Here is a 23,054-nt window from a genome sequence, read left to right on the forward strand (position 1 = left end):
CGATCACATTAAATCGCCATCATTTACTGCTTGGCCACCTGCTTGGTGATTTTCAAGTAATCCAGCAGGATCCGGCCAGTCTCGGCCAAGTAAGCGTCGTCTTCCGGCTTGGTTTTATCCGCCTCGGTCGGCAGCGCGTCTTCATCTTCTTTCTTCAGCTCTTTGAGCGGGTCTTCACCCTTGGCCTTGCGGCGGGTGTTTTCCAGCACCAGTTGCTGATTCTCGATGCTGGAGTGCTGTGCACGGCGATCCGCTTCGTTGAGGCTGACGGTCTTCTCTTCCATCAGCTTCTTGGCCAGGGCCAGCTTGTCGCGAATAAACACGAACTCGGCGTCCTTGGCAGAGCGGGTGTCATGGTCAGCCTTCAACTGAGCCAGGAAGGGCTTGAACGGATCCGACGCCGGCTTGATCGCAGGGCGGATGGTGTCCCACGGCATGGCTTCAGGCAGGGCGCTTTCGCCGATTTCCTTGGTGTCGATGATCGAAGGGAAATCGATATCCGGCAGTACGCCTTGATGCTGGGTGCTCTGCCCGGATACCCGGTAGAACTTGGCCAGTGTCAGTTTAAGCTCGCCATGGTTCAGCGGTTGGATGGTCTGCACGGTGCCTTTGCCGAAGGTCTGGCCGCCGATGATCAGTGCGCGGTGGTAGTCCTGCATGGCGCCGGCGAAAATCTCCGAGGCCGAGGCCGAGAGACGGTTGACCAGCAGCGCCATCGGCCCTTTGTAGAAGGCCCCTGGGTTCTCGTCTTCGAGCACGTCGACACGGCCGTCAGCGTTGCGTACCAACACGGTCGGGCCCTTGTCGATAAACAGGCTGGTCAGCTCGGTGGCTTCCTGCAGGGAGCCGCCGCCGTTGTTGCGCAGGTCGATGACCACGCCGTCGACTTTCTCTTTCTGCAGTTCTGTCAGGATTTTCTTCACGTCGCGGGTGGTGGACTTGTAGTCCGGATCACCGGCACGGAACGCCTTGAAGTCCAGATAGAAGGCCGGGATTTCGATCACGCCCAGCTTGTAGTCCTTGCCATCCTGCTTGAGGTTGAGGACTTTCTTCTGCACGGCCTGGTCTTCGAGCTTCACCGCTTCACGGGTGATGGACACAATCTTGCTGGTCTGGTCGTTCGGTGCATTGGTGTGCGGAATCACTTCCAGGCGCACCACGCTGCCTTTAGGCCCACGGATCAGCTTGACCACTTCGTCCAGGCGCCAGCCGACCACATCGACCATCTCTTTGTCGGCTTGGGCCACGCCGATGATCTTGTCGGCCGGTGCCACTTGCTTGGTTTTGTCAGCAGGGCCTGCCGGCACCAGACGTACGATCTTCACCTGGTCATTGTCGCTTTGCAGGACGGCACCGATGCCTTCCAGGGACAGACTCATATTGATATCGAAATTTTCCGCGTTATCTGGCGACAGATAATTGGTGTGCGGGTCGTAGGACATCGCAAAGGTGTTGATGTAGGCCTGGAAGATATCCTCGGCACGGGTCTGGTCCAGGCGTGCCAGCTGGTTCTTGTAGCGCTTGGTCAGCAGTTCTTGAATGGCCTTGGGTTCTTTGCCGGCGATCTTCAAGCGCAGCACTTCGTCCTTGACGCGTTTGCGCCACAGGTCGTCCAGGGCTGCGGTGCTGGTCAGCCAAGGGGCGTCCTTGCGGTCTACCAGAAGGGTTTCTTTCTGGGTGAAATCGAGTTTGTCGACGCCCTTGTTCAGCTCACCCAACGCGAAGTCCAGACGCGCTTTGACGCGGTCCAGGTAACGCTTGTAGATGGTGAAGCCGGGTTGCAGGTCGCCGCTCTTGAGGAAGTCGTCGAATTGGGTCTTCCACTTGTCGAACTCAGCGATATCGCTGGCCAGGAAGTAGCTACGCGAGGGGTCCAGCAGCTTGAGGTAGCTGTCGTAGATGATCACCGAGCGAGCGTCGTCCAGCGGCGGCTTGCTGTAGTGATGGCGCTTGAGCAACTCGACGACGTTAAGGCTGGCAATCACCTCATCGCGATCAGGCTGAAGGTTGTCCCAGCTATTGGCTGCGAACGTATTGGTCGACATCGACGCGAAGCCGAGACCAATGAAAAAAGCGAGGGCGGTGCTGGGGAACAGATGCTTCATGCTGATTCGACGCGGGGGCAATTGATAACGCATATTAGGCCGTCTTTGAGGGAGCCGGTTCCATATGGTCCGGTCGCATAATGCAAAAAGCCCGGCGCTACAGCACCGGGCTCAGTCCAGACTCACTATGGAGGCACTGTGAAAGCATTGCAAGGCGTTGACGGTGATGTGGGGGGCTAGAACAACCTCGTCCTACGTCCGGTGTAGTCCATATTGCCAATAGCCTGCCCGAATCCTAGATTGAAATGCAGTCAGTGTGGGAGCTGGCTTGCCTGCGATAGCGGTGCAACAGTGAAGAATTCTTAATCTGGCGCACCGCTGTCGCAGGCAAGCCAGCTCCCACAGGTTGATGTCTATTAATTCAGGTCCAGTGGTGGATCGGCCAGCCGGCCTGTTCGGCATGGGCGCGCAACACCGGGTCCGGGTTCACTACCTGCGGGTGATCTACCTTGAGCAACAGCGGTAAATCATTGCGCGAGTCCGAATAGAAATAGGCACCTTCAAGGGTTTCGCCTTCCTGCTCCAGCCATTCCAGCAACCGCGTGATCTTGCCTTCACGGTAAGTCAGTACACCCTCTGTCTTGCCGTCGTATACCCCATGGCTGACGCTCAGGTTAATCCCCAGCACTTCCTCGATACCGATACGCGCAGCAATCGGCGTGACCAGGTGAGTGCCCGAAGCGGAAATCACCAGGATCCGGTCACCGTTCGCGCGGTGGCGGGCGATGGTCTTGGTGGCGTCGCTGTAGATCAGCGGCTCGATCACGTCCTCGACCCACGGCTCCACCAGGTGCTCGATTTCTTCCGGGGTTCGGCCGATCATCGGCTCCAGGCTGAAATCCATGAAATCTTCCATCAACAGCTTGCCCTGGCTGTAGGCATCCATCAGCTCGTTGTTCCTGCGCATGAATGACTCAGGGTCTACCCAGCCGAGGCGGCCCATCTGTTCGCTCCACAGCGTGGCGCAGTCGCCGTGGATCAAGGTGTCGTCCAGATCAAAAATTACCAATGCCATCGGTGATGCTCTCTCTCAATAGGTCGCTGCCTGTCAGGCTACTTCACACAGTGCGCTGGGGTCGATGGAAAGTGCCAGGCGTTGGCCGTCCGGATGCAGGTCGTCGGCCGAACGATTGAGCACGTCCACCACCAGCTCGACACCACGGGCTTCGATGCGGTAGCGAATCACGTTACCCAGCAGGCTGTGGCTACGCACCAACGCATCGAGCTCGCCGCTGCGGCTCAACTCGATGGCCTCGGGGCGAATCGCGATGCGCCCGCTGATCGGTCGCTGCAGCAGTTGGCTGGCCTTGTCGGCATCGAGCAGGTTGTAGTTGCCGATAAACCCAGCAGCGAACACATCCACCGGCGCGGTATAGAGGGTTTCGGCATCGCCGCTCTGCACGATCTTGCCCTGGTTCATCAAGAAGATGCGGTCGGACATGGTCAGGGCTTCTTCCTGGTCATGGGTCACGAAGATCGTGGTCAACCCCAGTTCGCGCTGGATCTGGCGGATCTGTTCGCGCAAATGCTTGCGAATCCGTGCATCCAATGCCGACAGCGGTTCATCGAGCAACAGCAGGCGCGGGCGGGTCACCAGGGAGCGGGCGAGGGCGACGCGCTGGCACTGACCACCGGACATCTGGTGCGGATAGCGGCCGGCCAGGTCCTTGAGCTCCACCAGTTGCAGTACTTCTTGCACGCGCTTGTGGCTGTCGTCGGCGTTGACCTTTTGCATGCGCAGGCCGAAGGCAACGTTCTGTTCCACAGTCATGTTGGGGAACAACGCGTAGCTCTGGAACACCATGCCGATCTGGCGCTTCTGTGGGCTCAGGGGCACGATGTCCTGGCCATCCAGGAGGATTTGGCCACTGTCCACCGGCGTAAGCCCGGCGATGCAGCGCAGCAAAGTGGATTTGCCGCAACCGGACGGGCCGAGCAGGGTGACGAACTCGCCTTTGGCGACCTCGCAATTGATATCGCTGAACACCGGGGTGCCGGCGTAGCCTTTTTGCAGGTGTTGGACGCTGACGAAGCTCATTGGCTTTTGTCCTTGTTCAAGAGAGTGGCGGCCCAGGTCAGTACCAGCACGAAGAAGAAATAAGAGATCACCACGGCGCTGGTGAAATGGCCACTGCTGTTGCGCATGTTGTTGAGGTACACCTGCAGGGTTTCGTAGCGGGTGCCGACGAGGATGTTGGCGAACACGAACTCGCCGAACAGGAACGAGAACGACAGCAGCAGCGCCACCATCAGGCCCTTGCGCAGGTTGGGCAGCACCACCAGGATCGCGGCCTGCCAGGTGCTGGCGCCGAGCAGTTGCGAAGCGTCCATCAGGTCGCGCAGGTTGATGGCTTGCAGGTTGTTGGTGATCGCGCGGTACATGAACGGCAGCGCGACGGTGAAGTAGCAGCCGATCAAAATCCACGGCGTGCCCACCATCGCCAGCGGCCCGGAACCGTACAGTTGCAGCAGACCCACCGAGGACACCACCGGCGGCACAGCAAAGGGCAGCAGGATCAGGATGTTCATCAGCGCGTCGAGCTTGGGAAAGTGGTAATGCACCACGAACAGCAGCGGCAAGATCAACACCACCGAGAGGATAAGTGCGCCCACGCAGACCAGCAACGATTGCCCGAAGGCCATCAGAAAGCGCGGGTCGCTCCACAGCTGTACATACCATTTCACGCTGAAGCCGGCGGGCAGGATGGTTGCCGACCAACTGCTGGAAATCGAGTAGACAAAAGTGCCCACCAAAGGCAGCACCAGGATCAGGAACAACAGGTACACCACCACTCGATGGTAGAGGGAGGCCGTACTGGCTTCAGCGCGAGACATGGTAGCTCCTCTTGAGCAGCAGTTGATGCACCACCGTGACCACGGTCATCAGCGCCACCAGCACCACGGCCAGGGCGCTGGCCATGTTCGGGTCCAGCGACACATCGCCGGAGACCAGGCCGGCAATGCGAATTGGCAGCACGTTGAAGTTGCCGGTAGTAAGCGCATAGACCGTGGCGTAGGCGCCCAGGGCATTGGCCAGCAGGATCACAAAGGTGCCGAGCAGGGCCGGGGTGAGCACCGGCAGGCCGATATGGCGCCAGAACTGCCAGCCATTCGCACCGAGCAGCGCGGCAGATTCGCGCCAGTCTTCGCGCAATGCGTCAAAGGCCGGGTAGAGCAACAGTACGCCGAGGGGGATCTGGAAATAGGTATAAAGGATGATCAAGCCGGTTTTCGAGTACAGGTTGAAGTCCTCAATGATCCCGGCCTGCTTGAGCATGAGGGTGATGCTGCCGTTGAACCCCAGCAGGATGATGAACGCGAAGGCCAGGGGCACGCCGGCGAAATTGCTGGTCATGTTGGCGAACGCGGTGACGAAGTTGCGCAGCGGCGAATCCACTCGGCGCAGTGAGTAGCTGCCCAAGGTGGCGATGATGATGCCGAAGATGCTGGAGTAGAAACTGATCTCCAGGCTGAACTGGATGGCCTGCCGGTAGAACTTCGAGGTGAAGATGCGGGTGAAGTTTTCCAGGCTCCAGCCGGCCTCTTCGGTTTGCAGGCTGCTGATCAGCACCCACACCAGTGGCGCGATCTCGAACACGATAAAGAACAGTGCGAAGGGCAGCAGGCATAACAGGGCCAGCCATTTGCCGCGGGTCAGTGCATTCACTTGAGCAGCTCCCGGCACACAGGTTTGTCGTGGGGCACGCCGAGCAGTTCGCAGACGGTGCCGCACAGGTCGGTCTGTTTAGGCACGGCGTCGGTGTCCAGGCTGAAGGCGTCACCGATGACAAACAGTGGCACTTCCCGTTCTTCGCGCAACAGGCCGTTATGGGAGCGGTCGTTGTTCATGCCATGGTCGGCGGTGACCAGTATCTGGTAACCGGCATCGAGCCAGCCTTGCAGGTAGTCGGCCAGGATAATGTCAGCCGAGCGTGCGCTGTTGCGGTATTGCGCGGTGTCGAGGCCATGCTTGTGGCCGGCGTCGTCGATGTTCATCGGGTGCACCAGCAAAAAGTTTGGCGCGTGCTTGAGCCGCAGGCTTTCGGCGTCGGCGAACAGGTGGGAATCGGGGTAGTGGTCATTCCAGTAGAAATGCCCGTGCTGGATCGCCAGCGCCTTGTCGTTGGTATGACGATCGCGGGCGGCGAGAAAGGGCGTGCGGTTATACAACTCGCTGACCCAGTGGTAAGCCGCCGCCGCGGTGCTCAAGCCGGCGTCGGTGGCGTAATGGAAAATGCTGCGCTGGGTGGACAGGCGCGAGACGTTGTTGTGCACGACACCGCTTTGGATCGGCGGCACGCCGGTGAGGATGCACTCGTACAACGGGCGGGACAGGGCAGGCAGTTCACATTCCAGTGTGTAGAGGGCTGCGCGTCTTGCGCCGACATAGGCCTGCAAGTGCCCCATGGCGTGCCGGGCAACCTCGAAGTTGAGGCCGTCGAGCACCACAAGGATGACATTGTGCTTCATGGGGGCTGGGGCTCCGCAACAAAGGGTATGGCTCAGTATCAACTTGGGATGGGATCAAATGTGGGAGCTGGCTTGTTGTGGCGAGCAAGCTTGCTTGCGCTGGGGTGCGGAGCACCCCCAAAAAGCCGGCACCAGCTACGCTGTCGAGCGGGAGCAAGCTCCCTCGCCACAGCAAGCCAGCTCCCACACTGACCGCCTTTGGATCAGAGAGACCGATTACTTCATTTCTACGATGACTTGCTCGTTCCACATCTGTGGCAGCTTCTTGGACGTCGCTTCCCAGGCATCGGCATCCTTGATCGGCTGCGGGTTGGCCTTGGTGTACTGCTCGCCCGGGATCAGGTTTTTGGCAACGTCCGCCGGCAGTTTCAAGTCGGTTTCAGCCCGGATCGGACGCGCATTGCCGCGTGCCAGGTTGAGCTGGCCGGCATCGCTGAAGATGTATTCGCGGGTGAGCTTGGCGGCGTTCGGGTGCTTGGCGTATTTGTTGATGATGGTGGTGTAGCCGGATTTCACCGAGCCATCCGAGGGGATCAGCACCACGTAGTCATCCGGGTTGGCCATCTTGGCCTTGTAGCTCAGGCCGTTGAAGTCCCATACGAGGCCCACTTCGACTTCGCCTTTTTCCATGGTGGCGATGGTCGGGTTGGACAGCGAGAGCCGACCTTGCTGGGCGATCTTGGTGAAAAATTGCAGGCCCGGCGCGATGTTTTTCTCGTCGCCTTTGTTGGCGATGGCTGCGGCGAGTACTGCGTTCGAAGCCTGGGCGGCGGTGCTCACGTCACCCACCGAGACCTTGTATTTACCGGTTTGCAGGTCAGCCCAGGTGGTGGGCACTTCGGAGCCGTGCAGCAGCTTCTTGTTGACGATAAAGGCGATGGTGCCGGTGTAGGCCAGGGCCCAGTGACCGTCCTTGTCTTTTGCCCAATCCGGCACCTGCGCCCAGGTGGACGGTTTGTACGGCTGGGTGACTTCCTGTTTCACCGCGATCGGGCCGAAGGCTGCGCCCACGTCACCGATATCGGCGCTGGCGTTGTCTTTTTCGGCTTTGAACTTGGCGATTTCCTGGGCCGAGCTCATGTCGGTGTCGATGTGCTTGAGGCCGTAGGTCTTGGCCAGGTCTTCCCAGGTGCCTTTCCAGTTGGCCCAGTCATCGGGCATGCCGACGCTGTTGACGGCGCCTTCCGCTTTGGCGGCGGCTTCCAAGGTTTTTAGATCGGTATCAGCAGCCATGGCGGCGGTGCACATGGCAATGGTCGAGCCTAACAGTGATGCCAGGAAAAGCTGTTTCATCCGAAGCTCCTTTGGGCGTTTTCAACGCGGCGTTTTATCTGAACGTTAGCGGTGGTTTGGTCTAGGTCAGCAATACCTGAGCCAATCTAGGCCCCCTGGATGACAGTTTCATGTCGATGTCGTTTTTGAAGCGCTGATGTCGCTCAGCTCCGACTTAGCGTAGACCATGCCCAAGTGCCCGCAGGCCCTGGACTTGGCCGATGTATTGCAGGGGGTGGTAGAGGCAGTCGACAGCCTTTGTCATCTGTCGGTCATGTGGAGTGCCTAGGCTGGTACACAGCAGCAGAAGCCCAGATAGAGCGCGTTTTGTGCACCTGAACGGTGCTGGTCTAGTCCAGATAGGTAACGTTGATGCGTGATGAGGCAATCAAGGCGGTAACCTCCATCGGCCTGGCGCTGCAAGAGCAGATCGACCATGGCCTGTTGCCGCCTGCCAGCAAACTGCCCGCCGAACGCAAGCTCAGCGAGTTGTTTGGTACCACTCGGATTACCGTGCGGGAAGCCTTGTTACAGCTTGAGGCCCAAGGGCAGATTTACCGCGAAGAGCGTCGGGGCTGGTTCGTCTCGCCGCCACGGCTGGCCTATAACCTGATGCAGCGCAGCCATTTTCACGCGATGGTCAGCGACCAGGGGCGTGAGGCTTCCACGCAGGTCATTTCCGCACGCTTGCAACCGGCGTCGGCGGCGGTGTGCGCGTGGTTGCAGTTGCCGGCGTTGTCGAGCGTGATCCAGATTTGCCGGGGGCGCAGGATTGACGGGCGCCTGGTGTTGTATGTGGAGCACTATCTGAACCCGCAGTATTTTCCGGGAATCCTGGCGTGTGATTTGAATCAGTCGATGACTGAGCTGTATGCCAGCAAATATGACTTGCGCTACGGGCGGGTGCGCTTCGAGATTGTGCCGACCTCACTGCCGGTGGAAGCGGCCGCTGCGCTGCGCGTCTCGGTAGGCAGCCCGGGCTTGCGCATCGCCCGGGTCAATTACGACCAGCATCAACGCCTGATCGACTGTGACCTGGAGTTCTGGCGGCATGATGCGATTCATGTGGGTGTGGATGTGGTGTAGCGGCTTGTGCACCGCGAACCCATGTGGGAGCTGGCTTGCCTGCGATGGTATCGACTCGGTGCGCCTGATAAACCGAGGCGTCCGCATCGCAGGCAAGCCAGCTCCCACAATGAACCGAGTTTATCTCTGACGGATCGGTGGCTTGCCTAGGGTGTGAGTGCCTTGATCACTTGGTCCACATTGGTTTCCAACTCCGTCACCGGGTCGGCGCCGTCCACATTCAATACCAACAGTCTGGAGCCGCCGGCAGTGATGGCGGTTTTGACTGCATCGCTGGGTTGACGGTGATGCAGCACCACGGCCACATCGTTGTCCTTCAACGTGCTGCTGAGTTTTTGCAGCGCCTCGGGCGTCCACTCGGCATCGGGCCGTGCATCGGTGCCGAGCACTTCCAGGTTCAGGCTGCTGACCAGGTACGCGAAGTGATCGCTCAAGCTGAGCACACTCAGGTTGTCGGCCTTGGCCAAGCGCGCCTCGCTGTCGGCGGTGAGCTTGAGTAAACGCTGTTTGAGCGCGGCCAGGTTAGCGTCGATCCTGGGTTTGGCAGCCGGCGCCAGGCGGCTCAGGTCGGCTGCCATCACGTCGGCCATGCGCCCCATATTGTTGCTCGATTGCCAGGGTTGGCTGTTCAAGCCATCGGTGACACCCGGTTGTACTGCGATACCCGGCAAGCCCCCGTCCACCGGGCGTGCGGCATCGACCTCGACGATACGGATATTGCTGCGCCGCGCCACGGGGTACAGCGGGTCATCGGCCCACAGCGAGCGCAGGCCGATGGCCGCGTCGGCGTCCAGCGCCAACTTGTTCAGTGCCGCAGCACCGCGGCCGGTGAAGTAGGACACCTGCCGCGAACCCGGCAGGTTGGCCGGCGCGGCGCGTTCAAGCGTTACGTTGGTGCCTTTGAGCAGCGCCTCGGCCAAACCGTAGGTAATCGGCAGCGAGGCCAGCACCTTGACCGGCTGCTTGGTCTTGGTCAGGGCTGCGTGACCGAGGCCCTGGTTGACTTTGAAGTCCTTGGCGTCGAAACCGTCGACGGCCAGCGCCGACGTACTCAGCAAGCAAGCGATGGCCAGGGCCAGTGGGCGAAAGACAGGGCGCATTATCCAAGATTCCCTTTGAGGCTGGGCACAACGCCACGGGCGATGGCGGCGAAGGCGAAGGCGATACCGGCAACCAGAATGATGGCGGCGCCGGATGGGATGGGCAGGTCGAAGATGATCGGCAGCAGGATGCCGCACAGGGTGCTGACGGTAGCGATCAACACCGAGATCCAGAAAAACCCTTTGAGTGACTGGCTCAACAGGCGCGCCGCAGCGGCAGGAATCACCAGCAAGGCGCCGACCAGGATTGCGCCTATGACCTTGACCGCGGCAACGGTGATCAGGGTCACCAGGATCACGAACAGGTAGTCCAGGCTTTTCACCGCCACCCCGCGCACTGCCGCCAATTGCGGGTTGAAACTGGCCAGCATGATGCGGTTGTACAACGGCAATGCCAGGGCCATCACCAGCGAGCCGACAATGGCCAGTACCAGCAGATCGTTGCCGTTGACCGTCAGCACCGAGCCAAACAGCACGTTCTCGAGAATGTGCACGTTGATCTTGCCGGCCAGGATCAGCAGCAGGCTTGCCCCCAGTGCCAGGGACACGGACAGGAATACGCCGATCAAGGTATCGGGCGCCAGGCCGGTGCGGTTACGCAGGTAATTGAGCAGGATGCCGAACAGCAGGCAGTAGCCAAACAGGCTGCCATAAGGCCCGGTATAGGGTTCTCCCAGCAGGATGCCCACGGCCACGCCGGTCAGCGCGGCATGGCCGACCGCTTCGGAGAAAAACGCAAAGCGCTTGACCACCACCAGCGTGCCCAGGCCGCCCAGCACCGGGCCGATCAACAAGCCGGCGAGCAGGGCGTTGACCACAAACCCGTAGGCCAGGGCTTCGGGCAGGTAACCGGAAGAGGCCCAGCCCTGGACCATCAAGCGAAAGGCTTCATAACTCATGGCGCCGGGCTCCGAGGGTGGGTGGAGAACAAAGTGAGCAGGCGGTCCGGGGTCAGCGCCTCTTTCGGTGTGGCGTCGAACAGCACGCGGCGGTTCAGACCGGTGACGCGGTCGCCCAGGCGGCCAACGGCCTCCAGGTCGTGCTCGATCCACAGCACCGTAATCCCAGCCAGGCGCCAGTCGTTCAATAGCCGCTCGAACACCTGGATACCCGCCTCGTCGAGGGCCGACATCGGTTCATCCAGCACCAGCAACTGCGGCGCCGGAATCAGCCCCTGGGCCAGCAGTACGCGCTGGCGCTCACCGCCGGACAACGCGCCCATGCGGCGCTTGCGCTTGTCTTGCATGCCGACGCGTTCAAGGGCATCGCCAATCGCTGCTGCGTAATGCCTGGACAGGCCCAGAAACGCCGGGCGACGCTGGCACATGGCAGCCATGAAATCGTCCACAGTCATCGGCAAGCCCCGGTCAAATTCCAGCGCCTGGGGCACGTAACCGATGGTGCCGGGTGTGGTTGGCCATTCCAGGCTCAAACGCCCCTGGTGCGGCGTCTGCCCCAACAGGGTCTTGATCAGCGAGCTTTTGCCGCCGCCGTTGGGGCCGACCAGCGCATGGATGCTGCCCGGTTGTACCTGGAAACTCACGCCATCAAGGATCACGGTGCGCCCCAGGGTCAGCGAGACCTGGTCGAAGTTCAGGGTGGGGCCGACGCTGACGGGGTTCAGTTGCTGTGCGGCGGTCATGCTCCCGACTCCTGAATCGCCCGTACTACGGTGTTGAGGTTGCCGGTCATCTCCACTTCGTACTTCTCGGCGCTGTATTCGCCGTAGGAAATATGTGACAGCGGGTACAGCTTGACCCCGGATTCACGCTGGATGGTATCGACGTAGGTGGACGGAAAATCCATCTCCGAGAAGATCACTTTCACATCCAGAGCACGCAGTTCATCGATAGTCTTTTTCAGCTGGCTGGGGCTTGGCTCGATACCGTGGGCCGGCTCGACCACGGCGGTGACCTCCAGGCCAAACTCGCGCAACAGGTAGTCGTAGGCCGCGTGTACGGTGGCGACGCGCAGGTCGGGGTTGGGCGCGCTGGTCAGCTTGGCCAGGGCGTCGGCGCGCATCTGGCGCAGGCGCTTGCCGTAGGCGCGGGCGTTCTGGGTGTAGGTTTTGGCGTTGTCCGGGTCGAGCTTGCCCAACTCACGGGCAATGTTATTGACCTGGGCAATCGACGCGCTGATCGACAGGAAGGTGTGCGGGTTGACCACCTTGCCCGCACCGCGTGCCGCGTTACCTGTAGCGGCGAGCAGCGGCACGTTGGCGTTGGCTTCGATCACCGGGATGTCCGGGCGCTCGCTGGTGGCGATCATACGGTCGGCGAAGTCGTCATGGCCGACGCCGTTGAGCACGATCACATCCAGGGTGCCGATGCGCTTGATGTCTTCGGCGCGCGGCTCGTAGGCATGGGGGTTGAAACCGGCGGGAATCAGCGGCACCACTTCGGCCTTGTCGCCCACGATATTGGCCACGTAGCTGTAATAGGGGTGCAAGGTAATGCCGATACGCAGGCGCTTGGCCGCCTCGGCATTGGCAAGGGGGGCGAGCATCAGGCTGAACAGGCCAACCAGCAACAGGCGCAACAGGGGCGATGACATAGACATGGGCAATCGGTCTTCTCGTTCAGTGACGGTGCTGGCGGGTAACGCCGGCATCGAATTGCGCGACCACCTGCTGCCAGCCGGCCGCGATCAGCGCCTGGTCAGTGAGGTCGGATGGAGCGGCAAGGTTGGCGCTGCGGTTGAGCCAGATATCCGGCTCACTGCCTTGCACGCGCATCAGCAGCGAACCGCTGGTGGCCGGCGCCTGGCTCAAGCCCAGGTAGGCAGCCGGTGCCAGCAACTGCCAGCGGTGGCCGCCTCGGCTTACTGAGCTAGCGTCCTGGGCAAAGGGGGCGAAGCCTTCTTCGGCCAGTTGCTCAGGCGTCGGCAGGGCGCTGTGTTCCTGCTGCAACAGGTGGATTTCATCCAGGGTCACCCGCAGGTCGGCGTAGATGCCTTGCTCGGCGGCGCTCAGGTCGCGGCGGGCGTCCAGCTGATGGCTTGGCACCGCCGCGACTTCCTGGGTTTCCCCATGCAGCGCCACGACCGTGCCCGCCACCGCGAGGATGATCAGACACAACAGCAACACATAAAGGGTTTCGTGGCCCGCGCCGGCGGGGCGTACAACCTGTGTGGTACTCATTGCGACGGGATATCCGCTTGGTCGATTTCCACCACGTGGCCGGGGCCGGCATCGAAGAGCACGTAGAACTCGGCGGCGGGCTTCTTGAAGGTCAGGGTCGAATCCTCGCCGAGCTTGCCCGGCACCAGGATGGTTTCGTCGTAGCCGATCACATCCAGGGTAACGCCGGGGGCGCCACTGCCGTCGGAGAACCCGCCTTTGCACTGGATCTGCTCGCCGGGGATTTCCTTGCATTCGCACATCGGGTTGTGGGCAAAGGCGGCGGTGCTCAGGCCGGCGCACAGCAACAGCGCGGCGCGGGTGAGGCGCTTGAACGTCATGGTTTGACTCCTTGCTTGTTCAGCCAGGCAATGGTGGCAGGCGAGGCCTGGCTCAGCGGGATGGAACCCTGGTGCATGCTGCCGTCCCACCCTTCCATGGTCACCCATATTTCGGCGTCCGCCGGGGTGCGTTCGGGGATCGGCAGGGCGGCGCCCATACGGTACGGCGTGCCGAAGAAGATCACTCCGGCGGCGCGCAGGCTGCGGGGTTTGCCGATACGCAGGTAAGTGGCCTTGACCTGCTCGGCACAGGTATCGCACAGGGCAGCATTGAAGAACTTCATCGGGCCAGCCGGGTTCGGGCTCGGGCCTTCGTTGCGAAACTCAGCCAGCGTCAGGCTCCAGGGGCCGACTTGCACTTGCCCGGCCACGCGCTCGCCGATGCCGGTATCCCCGCGAAACAACGCGGCGTCGGCAAAGTATTTGGGCATGAACCCCAGCGGCACCAGCAACAGCAGGATGTTGATATGGAAACGCCATTTCAGCCAAAAGGCGCGCAGCGGGGACGGGAGTACGGTTGCGACCTTGCTCATCGCTGAGCCTCCGAGGTGTCGGCGTGCATGGCCGGGATGGGCGCGTGCTGACGTTGCGTCTTGGCCTCGCGCTTGAGGGCGTTGAGGGTGGCCAGGGCGGTGCGCTTGGTCCAGATCAGCAAGCCGCTCAATACCATCATGCTCAGCACCAGGCCGAAGAATGCCCAGATCAGCTTGATCCACAAACCGCCAAAGTCCCCGGTGTGCAGTGGGCGCATCGACTCGGTGACGAATTCCAGCGGGGTACGGTCGGACAACAGGTTGGAGACCGCGATTTCACCGTCATAGGGGTTCAGCTGTGCGGTCTGGAACATCAACGGGTACCAGCCACGCCCGCCGATCTGCAGGTGGCTGTAGGCGTTGCTTGGCATGAACACAAAGCTGGCGTCCAGGCCGGGGATTCGCTCGGCGGCGATGTCGATCGCCTTGTCGATAGGGATCATCGGTGCCGGCACGCCCGGCGCCGACAGCGGCACCTTATCCCGTGCGATCACTGGCACGATGGGTTCACTGGAAATGGATATCTGGTTGTCGCCCAGGACAGCCTCGATCAGGAACCAGGTGCCAGTGATTGAAATGACCGCGATAAACCAGATCGACCAGATGCCGCTCAGGCGGTGAAAGTCGCCCCAGAAGATTCGCGCGCCATGGCGGATGCGCAGGGTAGGGCGCAGGAAGCCTTTCCAGAAGCGCTTGTACACCACCAGGCCGGTGACCAACGAGGCGAGCAGCGGCAAGCCCAGCGCGGACACCAGGTACCAGCCCCAACTGTACCCATTGGTGAACGGTACCAGCCACCAGCCATGCAGGGCGCGGGTGAATTGCTGGAAGTTGAACGAGGGGCTGATGCCCTGGATCGCGCCGGTGTAGGGGTTGGCATACACCTCCACGGAGCGCCCATCCGGGTAGCTGAGGCCGACGCTTAGCGCGAAGTGCGACTCATCCGGGCGGATAATGGACTGGACGATAGCCTTGGGTTCATCGCGCTTGATGGCCGCGATCACCTGGTCAAAGCTCAACGGCTGGGCTTCATCCGACGGCTTGCTGGCGCGGATATCCGGGTTGGCCAGCCACACGATTTCCTGGCTCACCACGGCCAGGGTGCCGGTGACGCAGACGATCAGCACAAAGAACCAGATGGGCAACGCCAGCCAGCTATGAACGAGAAACCAGAGTTTGGAGCGTGACTTCTTCGACATATGAATGAGGGTCTTGAACGGAGGGGGCGATAGAGGCCCGGAAAAGGCCAGTCGTAGCTTTTGCTGACGCGACAGGCTGTATCTAAGTTAAGACGGATGAGAATGAGAAATCCCTAAGGCGTATATGAAAGAAAATGTTTCAGGATTGCATTCAGGGTTTATGGCGTAACCCTGTGGGAGCTGGCTTGCCTGCGATGACATCGACTCGATCCAACGGATGCACCGAGTCGTCTGCACCGCAGGCACGCCAAATCCCACATGGGATGTGTATTGCGTTGCAACTATCAGCCTTGCTTGAACAACTCCATGGCGCGCTGGCGTATCTGCTCCTCGGTGAGGTCTTCCTTGTGTGTGGCCAGGAACCAGAGATGACCGAACGGATCTTTCACGCTCGCAGAGCGGTCGCCATAAAACTGATCCTTCGGCTCGGACACCACGGTGGCGCCGGCATCAACCGCTCGTTGAAATTGTGCATCCACATCTTCCACATACAGATGCAGACCAATGCTGGTGTGCTCATCCGGATTGCGCAGGGCCATTTGATCGCAGGGCGTACCGAGCATCAGCGACGAATCACCAATCCGCAGTTCGGAATGACCCACCCTGCCGTCGGGCATGTCCAGGCGCATGACTTGCGTGGCGCCAAAGGCTTTTTTGTAGAACTCGATGGCCTCGCCCGCTTTGTCGATGCCCATATAAGGTGTGAGGCTGTGATAACCGTCGGGAATAGCTTTAACGTTCATGACATTCTCCCTGAGTCGAGGTATGAACATTTCACTATAGGCCACGTAATGCGTGGCCTGCGGGCAACCGACGAGGTGCTTTTATCAAGGCGGTGTGGTGGGCTCCAGCAGTTGGGCGCCCGGCCCATACTCAGCGAGCTTATCGTCCTGATTGCGCAACGGGCACGCCTCCATCGATAAGCACCCGCAACCGATGCAGCCATTGAGCTTGTCGCGCAGCAGCACCAGTTTGTTGATGCGCTCATCCAGATCTTCACGCCACAACGCCGATAGGCGCTCCCAGTCGTGAACATTGGGTGCGCGCTCATCGGGCAAGGTGCGCAATGCCTCGCCAATGGTAGCCAGCGGAATGCCCAGGCGCTGGGCGATCTTGATCACCACTACGCGCCGCAATACATCCCGTGGATAACGCCGCTGGTTACCTGCATTGCGATTGCTCTTGATCAACCCTTTTGCCTCGTAGAAGTGCAGGGCAGTAACCGCTACGCCGCTGCGAGCAGCGAGCTGCCCGACGCTGAGTTCCTTATTGAGCATGAACATCTCCCAAACAGTGCTTGACCTCGACTTAACTAGAGGTTTTACCCTGCGTGGCATCGAATCGCAAGATTCTGCCTACAACGAGAGGGGAGTGTTCATGCAGGTATCGGAGAAGTGTCGCGGCTTCACTCAATTGATCGAGTTTCAGATCAACCCCCAGCAGCAAGATGCCCTGGTGGCGGCCTTGTCCACTCAAAGCGAACGACTGGCCGAGGGCCACGATGGTTTTCTGAGTGCCAGCGTGCAGGTCAGCGAGGACGGCCGGCGGGTGCTCAATTACTTGCAATGGCAATCGCGCGCAGATGGCGAGGCGGCGTTCAAGTTCTTCGAGCAGCGCGGCGAAGATTTCTGGACGCTGATTCGCGCCCACCAGGCAACGGTGGTGACCTTCGGTTCGTTCCAGGTGCTGCAAAGCTTTGAGCGCAGCCATGACAACGCGCTGCACTGTCGCCTAAATGGATAAATGCAGCATCCGCCCGCCCTGCACGTTTTCGCCAGGTCGACGTTTGTTCACCGCCAGCTCGCCGAGCTTGATCAAGCGCGAGCGCGTGACGTTGCGGCTCAGGCCCAGCAGGTTGGCGGTATGCACCTGGTTGTAATGGCTGAAGCGGTAGGCCGCACGTAAGAGTGCGTCTTCGACCTTTTCATGCAGGGCGCCGGTATGTTCCTCGAACAGCGTTTGAAACGCCCGCGCCAGCAAGGCTTCGGCGCTGTTATCAATGTGGTGCGGGTTGTCGTCCTGGCGCTCGATACGCATGTTCGACAGGCGCAAATCGTCGCGCCCTATCACGCCCTTGTGACAGATCAGTAGGGTGTGATGGATGACGTTTTCCAATTCGCGGATGTTGCCTGGCCAGCTGTAGCTCTTGAGCTTGTGCTCGGCCTCACGGCTGATGGTGATCGGGCCGTAGCCCAGGCGCCGACTGTAGACTTCGATAAAGTGCCAGGTCAGCGGCAGGATATCGCCAGGGCGCTCGCGCAGTGGGCTGAGTTCCAGGCCGACCACGCCGAGACGGTAGTAGAGGTCTTCGCGGAAATGCCCGGCGTTGATGGCCTTTTCCAGTTGTACGTTGGTCGCGGCGAGCACGCGCACATCAATCGCAATGCTTTTGCGCGAGCCCAGGCGTACGACTTCACGCTCCTGCAACACCCGCAACAGTTTGACCTGGATCGCCATTGGCAGATCGCCGATCTCATCGAGGAACAAGGTACCGCCGTCGGCCTCTTCGAACCAGCCGGCCTTGGCGCTCAGGGCACCGGTAAAGGCACCTTTGTCATGGCCGAACAGCTCGGCTTCCACCAGGGATTCGGAGAATGCCCCGCAGTTCACCGCCACGAACGGCCGGTTGCGCCGCGCGCTGAGGTTGTGGATATGGCGCGCCACCAGCTCTTTGCCGGTACCGGTTTCGCCGATGATCAACACGCTTGCGTCGCTGGGCGCTACTTGCTGGATGTGGTTGAGCAAGGCCTGGGATTTAGGGTCTTCAAAGACCTGAGCGGTGGCGCGGATCGAGGTCGCGAGTGCGGAGGAGGGCGGTAGGGTCAACAACTGCATGGGCACCTCGTTGAAGGGCTGTCGCCAGGGCGACCGTTGCGTGGCGAACAGTCGGGCTACGTGACGCCACTTATAAAGGGTTGGTTTTATTCCGTAAATGAATGTATTCAAATACTTATAGAACAAAAATGAATATGTGAGTCGCGCTATCGAACGTGCTGTAACGGTTGATAGCGACTATCACGGGCGTTGATTTTTCATGGCAGGGGGGCGGGAGTAGCCTGTGTTCATTGACTCGAAACCTCCCCAGCAGGACCGCCGCCATGAACCGTCTACTCGCTATTTCGTTACTGTCTGTCATCTCTGTTCTCGCCGGGTGCGCGTCTCACCCATCGCCTGAGATGCGCCCTTACACGGCAGAAGAAACCAAACAGTTGGCGTTGGAAGCGTTGAGTCGTCGCGGGTTGTCATTTGATGAATACCAACAGCAGCGTGCTGCCCTGACTGGCCAGCCACAGAAAACCTTTGGCTTTGATCAGCAGGCTGAAATGAACGCACAGCGCGCTGCACAGCGCAGCGGCCGTGCGAGTTGAGAACCGGGTGACGACAGGTACGTCTTCCGGTTTGACGAGCTGATATCTGTCGGCTAGAACTTAGCCTTAGCAACGCATCACGGCTGCATGATGCAGGCGGATGGTTGAGTCGAGTGTCTGATTTTTCCTGTCTCTTTGGCTTCGTGCCATGTCGTAGTTTCGCTGTGGAATAGCATTGCAAGACATTCCAAATTGAATGTACTTCGGGTTGCGTCAGCCGTTCGCGGCGCGTGACTCCGTGCCGGGTGCTTTCTGACGGGATCGTAAAACTGCGCAGTCTTTCTTCGATAGAAATACGCCTGGCCTGCCATTGAGGCTGGTGATCATGAGGATGTCGATCGGGTGGGGCTTGCTTGTTTCGCGCTGTGGTTGGGGTTTGCCTGGCGTGTTCTTCGCGTTGCTGAGTGTGCAGGTTTCGGCGGCGGCCTGTACGGCACCTGCCTACCAAGCTGGGACCGTCTACGGACAAGGCGACCAGGTGCAGAACAAAAACCAGCAGGACAAAACCCACGAGTTTGAATGTTGGAAAGACACTGACAAGTCGCCGCACGGGCCGGGCAGTTGGCAATGGTGCAACCAGTCCGATTACAACCCCGGGCAGCCATCCTCTCATGGTGTCGAGATTTGGGGTGATGCCTGGAAGGATCTGGGGGAATGCGGTGGCTTCCAGGGTAACCGTCTGACCCTGAACTTCAGCACGTTAAGCGGCCGGGGGCCGATCAGCCAGCCAACCCCGGGCGTGGCGCGGGCCGATCAGGTAGTCACTGGCGTATTGCGCTGCAAAGCCGAGGAGATCCCGATCAGTGCCAAGTCCGGCGAAACCATTCACCTCGATAACCTGAAGGCCTGCGACTACCAACTGGTGATGAACCCCGCTGGTGGGTTTGTGCCCTTGAACACACCGCGTATCGTTTCCTTCCAGCGAGAGGAGGGTGAGGAACAGGCGGTCACCCTGAAGTATCGGCCACCGGTGCAGGTGGGCAGGCTCAGCGGCCTGCCAGGGGTCAAGATTGAATTGTTTGCCCAGGGGCTGATACAGCCTCGGCAGATGGCGATGGGCAAGGACGTGCTCTATGTGGGCTCCAGTGCGATTCCATCCTACGTCTATGACGGGAAAATCGCCGATATGATCTATGCCTTGCCCCTGGACAATGCCGGCAAACCCACCGGCATCTACGTGATTGCCAGCGGGTTGGAGGAGCCGCACGGTGTGGTGTATCGCGACGGTGATTTGTACTACTCGACCACTGGCGGCCTCTATCGTTTGCGCGATGCCGATGCGCATTACAAGGATCCTTCGCCTGAGCGGGTGTTCAAATTCCCCGCCGACGATGCGCCATTTCCTCTGCCTTCCGTGGCGTCTGGCTCCAGCACTCGCTTCTGGCATATGAAGCACCCTTTGCATTTCAACCCGTTGGACCCCGCCGACACTGGCCTGTACACCGCCGTCGGCATTCCTTGCAACTTGTGCATGATCCCGCCTGACCCGCGTTACGGCACGTTACTGCGTTATGACACCGTGACCGGTAAAGCGCAGATTCTTGCAAAAGGGGTGCGCAACTCTGTGGGGTTCGACTGGAACCCGCAGACCGGTGAAATCTGGTTCACCGACAACAACCGCCAGGGCTACCCCAACCCCGACGAAATCAACCGCATCAGCGGCCCAAACCAGCACTTCGGTGTGCCCTATCTGTTTGGCAAAGGCACGCCGGGTTTCACCGATGAGGAGTTTGGCAACCCGGCGGTGATCCAGCCGCCCTTGGTTCAGGGAGCGATTGTTTCCGATAAGTCCCGGCAGCAGATCGACCCGAAAGACTACGTGCCTGCCGCCTTCGAGCTGGGTACCAACACCGCACCTCTGGGGCTGAAGTTCTGGAGTGGTTACCCGGCTCGCACACGTTCGCAGAACATGTTGGTTGCCGTGCATGGGGCGGGCACGGCCGAGCGGCCGGGTATGGATGTGCGACTCGTCTCGATCCAGGACGGAACGCGAGTGGTCAATCAGATCCCGTTGATCAATGGGTTTATCCAAGACCCCCTGCGTTTCGATGTGTATTGCCTGGACGACTCCTGCATTGGTCGGCCGGCTGACTTCCTGGCGCTACCGGACAACAGCCTGCTGATCTCCGATGACGTCGCCGGGGTGATTTATCGCGTCAGTTATGACCCAGCAGGGTTGCCGAACACAGAGTTGACCCTGCGGCCGGCGCTCGCACCGGCACCTGAGCTGGAGAATGAGATGATCAGTGGCACGCTGATTGCGCCGGGCGGTAATACCCGCCAGTTCCATGCATCCTTCAACCCTGCTGACAGTTATGCCGCATTGGTGCTCAAGGGTTTGCCCTACGGGACTTACCAGGTTCGGCTCAATGATGTGAAAAACTGGATTCCACAGACGCGCAATACTTCACTTACCTTGTCTGCCGACGACAACAAGCACGTGTTGAACATGCAGTACCGTGAGCGGCCGATCAAGCTGGATGTCAACATCACGGTGTTGGCGCCTTCCAAGCCTGCGTCGGTAACGGATCCCACTTGGCATTTCACCCTCAAGCTCAAGGGCTCTACGAGCACCGAGCCCAAAGTGGTGCAGGTGCCTTGGGGCGAAAGTGTCACCGAGCTTCTGGACTATGGGGATTACGAGGTCATCTATCCCTTTTACCCACAGGAACTGCCACAGCCGGAACAGGTAGTGCTGCGTATCAACGAGGAAAGCCAGGACGAGCAACTGGCACCTATCAGTTACCGTCATGAACCGAAGTTGGGCGAAACAGTGCTTGCCGAATCCTGCACCAAATGCCATGCGGTGGAGTTTTTCAATAACCTGGGCATGGCGGTGGTGTGGAGCGCTGCCGGCCAGGATGCGTTGGTGCGGCAAATCCAGAGCATGCCAGTGGCCGGGCATTGCGACGCCACCTGTGCGACCGAAATCAGCAAGCATTTGTTTGAGGTGGTGTGGGCGCCCTACCTGAGCCCGAACGAGGCTCACGGCAAGCGGCAGTTGCGCTTGCTGACGCGCGATGAATACGCGGCCAGTGTCAAAGACATACTCGGCGTGGAGGTCAATACCCAGAAGCTGCCGGCAGATAAATCCGAGAAAGACTTCAAGTTCCCAGGTGAAGCCAGCAAAGGGCTGCTGCAGGCTGAAGACATCAAGCAGCTGTATGGCATGGCGGTGTCGATCGCCGAGCAGGTGGCACCTCAACGTGTAAAACGCTTCAAATCCACTGCCGGTACCCTTGAGGTCAGTGCCCTGGGTTATCAAGTGTTCCGCCGCCCTTTGAGCCCGTCTGAGTTGTCGCGTTATCAGGCGGTGTTGGATGAGCACGGAGAGCGGGCGCTGATCGCTGCGCTGCTGTTGTCGCCCAACTTCCTGTATCGCTCGGAGTTGGGCCAGGCTGTCGCACGGCAGGCCGAGGTCTACAAACTGACCCCTTATGAGACCGCAACTGCATTGTCCTACACCTATCAAGGCACCACTCCGGACGCGCAACTGCTGGCCAAGGCAGAGCGCAACGAGTTGCAGACAGTGCAGCAAATCAGCGCAGAAATAGACCGGATGATGCGCAGTGAGCGCGGGCTTGAGCAGTTCAATCGGTTCATCAGTTACTACATCAAGACTCAGCGCGGGGTGCAGGAGAAGCCCGGCCTGAGCGCGCAGATGATCCAGTTGATGACCCAGGAGCAGGCCCTGTTGACTCGTCACGTGATGCTCGACGGCAAGGGGACGTTGGACGAGCTGTTCAACCCCGGTGTGACGTTCCTCAACAAGGCTCTGGCCGAACACTACGGTATCGGCGGCGTAACCGGTGACACGCTGCACAAAGTCGCCGTGGATGAGAAACGGGGTGGCTTGTTGCACTTGGGGCTTTTCCAGGCCTCTACCTCTGACTATCAGGTCACCTCACTGGTCAAGCGCGGCATTGCCATTCGCGAGCAGCTTTTCTGCCGGGAGTTTGGGGCACCGGTCGAAGCCGAGCCCACAGAGCCGGCCTACCCTGCGCGTGCGATCAGTACCCGTGAACGCTGGGACCTGATTAATGGTGAGCAGGCTTCGGGAGGGCGTTGCTGGCAGTGCCATCAGTACATGAACGACACCGGCGCATCGATGGAGCATTACGACGCTGCCGGGCGCTATCGCCAGCAAGAGCCTGCCTACAACTACGCGCAGTTCCCTGTGCAGTTGCCGATCAAAGCGTCCGGTCCGTTCATTGGGGTTGATGGCGCGGTGCCTATCGACGATGTGCGCGGTATTTCCAAGCTGATCGCGCACAACTCGGCGTCTCTGTTCTGCATGGCGGATAGCTATTTCCGTTTCGCTTCGGGCAACAAATCCGACGAGTCCACTTCCGCAACGGTCAAGGCATTGGTCGACGGGCTGAAGGGCAATGGCTCATTACCAGGGATGCTGCGCACGCTGGGTACCTCCAACGCGTTCCAATTCAAGACGCAGAGGGATTGA

The 23,054-nt window shown here is 60.1% G+C and carries 22 protein-coding genes; 4 read left to right on the plus strand and 18 right to left on the minus strand.

Translation table 11 applies throughout. From position 1 onward, the window contains the following. Nucleotides 1-23: 23 nt before the first annotated feature. The 7 genes from HU730_RS00550 to HU730_RS00580 all read right to left on the minus strand — a co-directional run bounded on the left by HU730_RS00550 (nt 24) and on the right by HU730_RS00580 (nt 7,868). A complete protein-coding gene (locus HU730_RS00550; RefSeq protein ID WP_223816873.1) occupies nt 24-2,105 on the minus strand; it encodes a carboxy terminal-processing peptidase in 2,082 nt (693 codons plus the stop codon). A gap of 361 nt (nt 2,106-2,466) precedes the next feature. Continuing rightward, a complete protein-coding gene (locus HU730_RS00555; protein ID WP_034127241.1) occupies nt 2,467-3,120 on the minus strand; it encodes an HAD family hydrolase in 654 nt (217 codons plus the stop codon). Between the two features lie 33 nt (nt 3,121-3,153). After that, the gene (locus tag HU730_RS00560; RefSeq protein WP_034127242.1) at nt 3,154-4,143 is read right to left on the minus strand and encodes an ABC transporter ATP-binding protein; all 990 of its coding nucleotides are present in this window, start codon (nt 4,141-4,143) and stop codon (nt 3,154-3,156) included. Beyond that, nucleotides 4,140-4,940 carry an ABC transporter permease gene (locus tag HU730_RS00565; protein WP_034127243.1) on the minus strand — a complete coding sequence of 267 codons (801 nt, stop codon included), beginning with the start codon at nt 4,938-4,940 and terminating at the stop codon, nt 4,140-4,142. The genes HU730_RS00560 and HU730_RS00565 overlap by 4 nt, the downstream gene beginning before the upstream one ends. Next, complete coding sequence (locus tag HU730_RS00570) at nt 4,927-5,772, minus strand: ABC transporter permease subunit (RefSeq protein ID WP_003190145.1); 846 nt, start codon at nt 5,770-5,772, stop codon at nt 4,927-4,929. The genes HU730_RS00565 and HU730_RS00570 overlap by 14 nt, the downstream gene beginning before the upstream one ends. After that, a complete protein-coding gene (locus HU730_RS00575; protein WP_106118722.1) occupies nt 5,769-6,575 on the minus strand; it encodes an alkaline phosphatase family protein in 807 nt (268 codons plus the stop codon). Before HU730_RS00575 ends, HU730_RS00570 begins: the two co-directional genes overlap by 4 nt. Before the next feature lie 216 nt (nt 6,576-6,791). Then, entirely contained in the window at nt 6,792-7,868 is a 1,077-nt protein-coding gene (locus HU730_RS00580; RefSeq protein WP_003190150.1) for an ABC transporter substrate-binding protein, read from the minus strand. A 351-nt stretch (nt 7,869-8,219) separates the two neighbouring features. On the opposite strand from HU730_RS00580, the gene HU730_RS00585 reads away from it, so the two are divergent. Beyond that, complete coding sequence (locus HU730_RS00585) at nt 8,220-8,933, plus strand: UTRA domain-containing protein (RefSeq protein WP_054897875.1); 714 nt, start codon at nt 8,220-8,222, stop codon at nt 8,931-8,933. A gap of 146 nt (nt 8,934-9,079) precedes the next feature. Here HU730_RS00585 and HU730_RS00590 read toward each other — a convergent pair whose 3' ends face one another. The 10 genes from HU730_RS00590 to soxR all read right to left on the minus strand — a co-directional run bounded on the left by HU730_RS00590 (nt 9,080) and on the right by soxR (nt 16,501). Beyond that, the gene (locus HU730_RS00590; protein WP_186527850.1) at nt 9,080-10,033 is read right to left on the minus strand and encodes a zinc ABC transporter substrate-binding protein; all 954 of its coding nucleotides are present in this window, start codon (nt 10,031-10,033) and stop codon (nt 9,080-9,082) included. Then, on the minus strand, nt 10,033-10,932 hold the full coding sequence (locus HU730_RS00595) for a metal ABC transporter permease (protein WP_003190154.1): 900 nt from the start codon (nt 10,930-10,932) through the stop codon (nt 10,033-10,035). The genes HU730_RS00590 and HU730_RS00595 overlap by 1 nt, the downstream gene beginning before the upstream one ends. Beyond that, nucleotides 10,929-11,675, minus strand: coding sequence for a metal ABC transporter ATP-binding protein (locus tag HU730_RS00600; RefSeq protein WP_186527851.1), 747 nt, complete (start codon nt 11,673-11,675; stop codon nt 10,929-10,931). Before HU730_RS00600 ends, HU730_RS00595 begins: the two co-directional genes overlap by 4 nt. After that, a complete protein-coding gene (locus HU730_RS00605) occupies nt 11,672-12,592 on the minus strand; it encodes a metal ABC transporter substrate-binding protein (protein ID WP_054897879.1) in 921 nt (306 codons plus the stop codon). The genes HU730_RS00600 and HU730_RS00605 overlap by 4 nt, the downstream gene beginning before the upstream one ends. A gap of 19 nt (nt 12,593-12,611) precedes the next feature. After that, nucleotides 12,612-13,172, minus strand: coding sequence for a DUF6162 family protein (locus tag HU730_RS00610; RefSeq protein WP_014717807.1), 561 nt, complete (start codon nt 13,170-13,172; stop codon nt 12,612-12,614). Continuing rightward, nucleotides 13,169-13,492 (minus strand): hypothetical protein, encoded by a 324-nt coding sequence (locus HU730_RS00615; protein ID WP_186527852.1) that lies wholly within the window; start codon nt 13,490-13,492, stop codon nt 13,169-13,171. The genes HU730_RS00610 and HU730_RS00615 overlap by 4 nt, the downstream gene beginning before the upstream one ends. Further along, on the minus strand, nt 13,489-14,025 hold the full coding sequence (locus tag HU730_RS00620; RefSeq protein ID WP_186527853.1) for a thiamine pyrophosphate-binding protein: 537 nt from the start codon (nt 14,023-14,025) through the stop codon (nt 13,489-13,491). Before HU730_RS00620 ends, HU730_RS00615 begins: the two co-directional genes overlap by 4 nt. Then, on the minus strand, nt 14,022-15,224 hold the full coding sequence (locus HU730_RS00625) for a PepSY domain-containing protein (RefSeq protein WP_089042781.1): 1,203 nt from the start codon (nt 15,222-15,224) through the stop codon (nt 14,022-14,024). Before HU730_RS00625 ends, HU730_RS00620 begins: the two co-directional genes overlap by 4 nt. 284 nt (nt 15,225-15,508) lie before the next feature. Further along, the gene (locus tag HU730_RS00630; RefSeq protein ID WP_060764811.1) at nt 15,509-15,967 is read right to left on the minus strand and encodes a VOC family protein; all 459 of its coding nucleotides are present in this window, start codon (nt 15,965-15,967) and stop codon (nt 15,509-15,511) included. 84 nt (nt 15,968-16,051) lie between these two features. After that, nucleotides 16,052-16,501, minus strand: coding sequence for a redox-sensitive transcriptional activator SoxR (gene soxR / locus HU730_RS00635; protein WP_034127251.1), 450 nt, complete (start codon nt 16,499-16,501; stop codon nt 16,052-16,054). Between the two features lie 100 nt (nt 16,502-16,601). Between soxR and HU730_RS00640 the strand changes: the two genes are divergently transcribed. Then, entirely contained in the window at nt 16,602-16,967 is a 366-nt protein-coding gene (locus tag HU730_RS00640; protein ID WP_060764818.1) for an antibiotic biosynthesis monooxygenase, read from the plus strand. On the opposite strand, the gene HU730_RS00645 is transcribed toward HU730_RS00640, so the two are convergent. Further along, nucleotides 16,956-18,059 carry a sigma-54 dependent transcriptional regulator gene (locus HU730_RS00645; protein WP_060764810.1) on the minus strand — a complete coding sequence of 368 codons (1,104 nt, stop codon included), beginning with the start codon at nt 18,057-18,059 and terminating at the stop codon, nt 16,956-16,958. The two genes, HU730_RS00640 and HU730_RS00645, sit on opposite strands and share 12 nt — an antisense overlap. 263 nt (nt 18,060-18,322) lie before the next feature. Between HU730_RS00645 and HU730_RS00650 the strand changes: the two genes are divergently transcribed. Together HU730_RS00650 and HU730_RS00655 are read left to right on the plus strand one after the other, a co-directional pair. Beyond that, the gene (locus HU730_RS00650; RefSeq protein ID WP_034127253.1) at nt 18,323-18,592 is read left to right on the plus strand and encodes a hypothetical protein; all 270 of its coding nucleotides are present in this window, start codon (nt 18,323-18,325) and stop codon (nt 18,590-18,592) included. 331 nt (nt 18,593-18,923) lie between these two features. Further along, nucleotides 18,924-23,054, plus strand: coding sequence for a DUF1592 domain-containing protein (locus HU730_RS00655; protein WP_230633847.1), 4,131 nt, complete (start codon nt 18,924-18,926; stop codon nt 23,052-23,054).

Source organism: Pseudomonas sp. SWRI22 (assembly GCF_014268395.2).
GTDB classification, from domain to species: Bacteria; Pseudomonadota; Gammaproteobacteria; order Pseudomonadales; family Pseudomonadaceae; genus Aquipseudomonas; species Aquipseudomonas paracarnis.

Coding starts and splice junctions, on each gene's coding strand:
- HU730_RS00595 (WP_003190154.1), bottom strand. CDS start 10,932: ATGAGTTATGAAGCCTTTCGCTTGATGGTCCAGGGCTGGGCCTCTTCC.
- HU730_RS00610 (WP_014717807.1), bottom strand. CDS start 13,172: ATGAGTACCACACAGGTTGTACGCCCCGCCGGCGCGGGCCACGAAACC.
- HU730_RS00615 (WP_186527852.1), bottom strand. CDS start 13,492: ATGACGTTCAAGCGCCTCACCCGCGCCGCGCTGTTGCTGTGCGCCGGC.
- HU730_RS00605 (WP_054897879.1), bottom strand. CDS start 12,592: ATGTCTATGTCATCGCCCCTGTTGCGCCTGTTGCTGGTTGGCCTGTTC.
- HU730_RS00565 (WP_034127243.1), bottom strand. CDS start 4,940: ATGTCTCGCGCTGAAGCCAGTACGGCCTCCCTCTACCATCGAGTGGTG.
- HU730_RS00560 (WP_034127242.1), bottom strand. CDS start 4,143: ATGAGCTTCGTCAGCGTCCAACACCTGCAAAAAGGCTACGCCGGCACC.
- HU730_RS00575 (WP_106118722.1), bottom strand. CDS start 6,575: ATGAAGCACAATGTCATCCTTGTGGTGCTCGACGGCCTCAACTTCGAG.
- HU730_RS00630 (WP_060764811.1), bottom strand. CDS start 15,967: ATGAACGTTAAAGCTATTCCCGACGGTTATCACAGCCTCACACCTTAT.
- soxR (WP_034127251.1), bottom strand. CDS start 16,501: ATGCTCAATAAGGAACTCAGCGTCGGGCAGCTCGCTGCTCGCAGCGGC.
- HU730_RS00645 (WP_060764810.1), bottom strand. CDS start 18,059: ATGCAGTTGTTGACCCTACCGCCCTCCTCCGCACTCGCGACCTCGATC.
- HU730_RS00590 (WP_186527850.1), bottom strand. CDS start 10,033: ATGCGCCCTGTCTTTCGCCCACTGGCCCTGGCCATCGCTTGCTTGCTG.
- HU730_RS00600 (WP_186527851.1), bottom strand. CDS start 11,675: ATGACCGCCGCACAGCAACTGAACCCCGTCAGCGTCGGCCCCACCCTG.
- HU730_RS00650 (WP_034127253.1), top strand. CDS start 18,323: ATGAACCGTCTACTCGCTATTTCGTTACTGTCTGTCATCTCTGTTCTC.
- HU730_RS00655 (WP_230633847.1), top strand. CDS start 18,924: ATGTCGATCGGGTGGGGCTTGCTTGTTTCGCGCTGTGGTTGGGGTTTG.
- HU730_RS00625 (WP_089042781.1), bottom strand. CDS start 15,224: ATGTCGAAGAAGTCACGCTCCAAACTCTGGTTTCTCGTTCATAGCTGG.
- HU730_RS00550 (WP_223816873.1), bottom strand. CDS start 2,105: ATGAAGCATCTGTTCCCCAGCACCGCCCTCGCTTTTTTCATTGGTCTC.
- HU730_RS00580 (WP_003190150.1), bottom strand. CDS start 7,868: ATGAAACAGCTTTTCCTGGCATCACTGTTAGGCTCGACCATTGCCATG.
- HU730_RS00620 (WP_186527853.1), bottom strand. CDS start 14,025: ATGAGCAAGGTCGCAACCGTACTCCCGTCCCCGCTGCGCGCCTTTTGG.
- HU730_RS00640 (WP_060764818.1), top strand. CDS start 16,602: ATGCAGGTATCGGAGAAGTGTCGCGGCTTCACTCAATTGATCGAGTTT.
- HU730_RS00585 (WP_054897875.1), top strand. CDS start 8,220: ATGCGTGATGAGGCAATCAAGGCGGTAACCTCCATCGGCCTGGCGCTG.
- HU730_RS00555 (WP_034127241.1), bottom strand. CDS start 3,120: ATGGCATTGGTAATTTTTGATCTGGACGACACCTTGATCCACGGCGAC.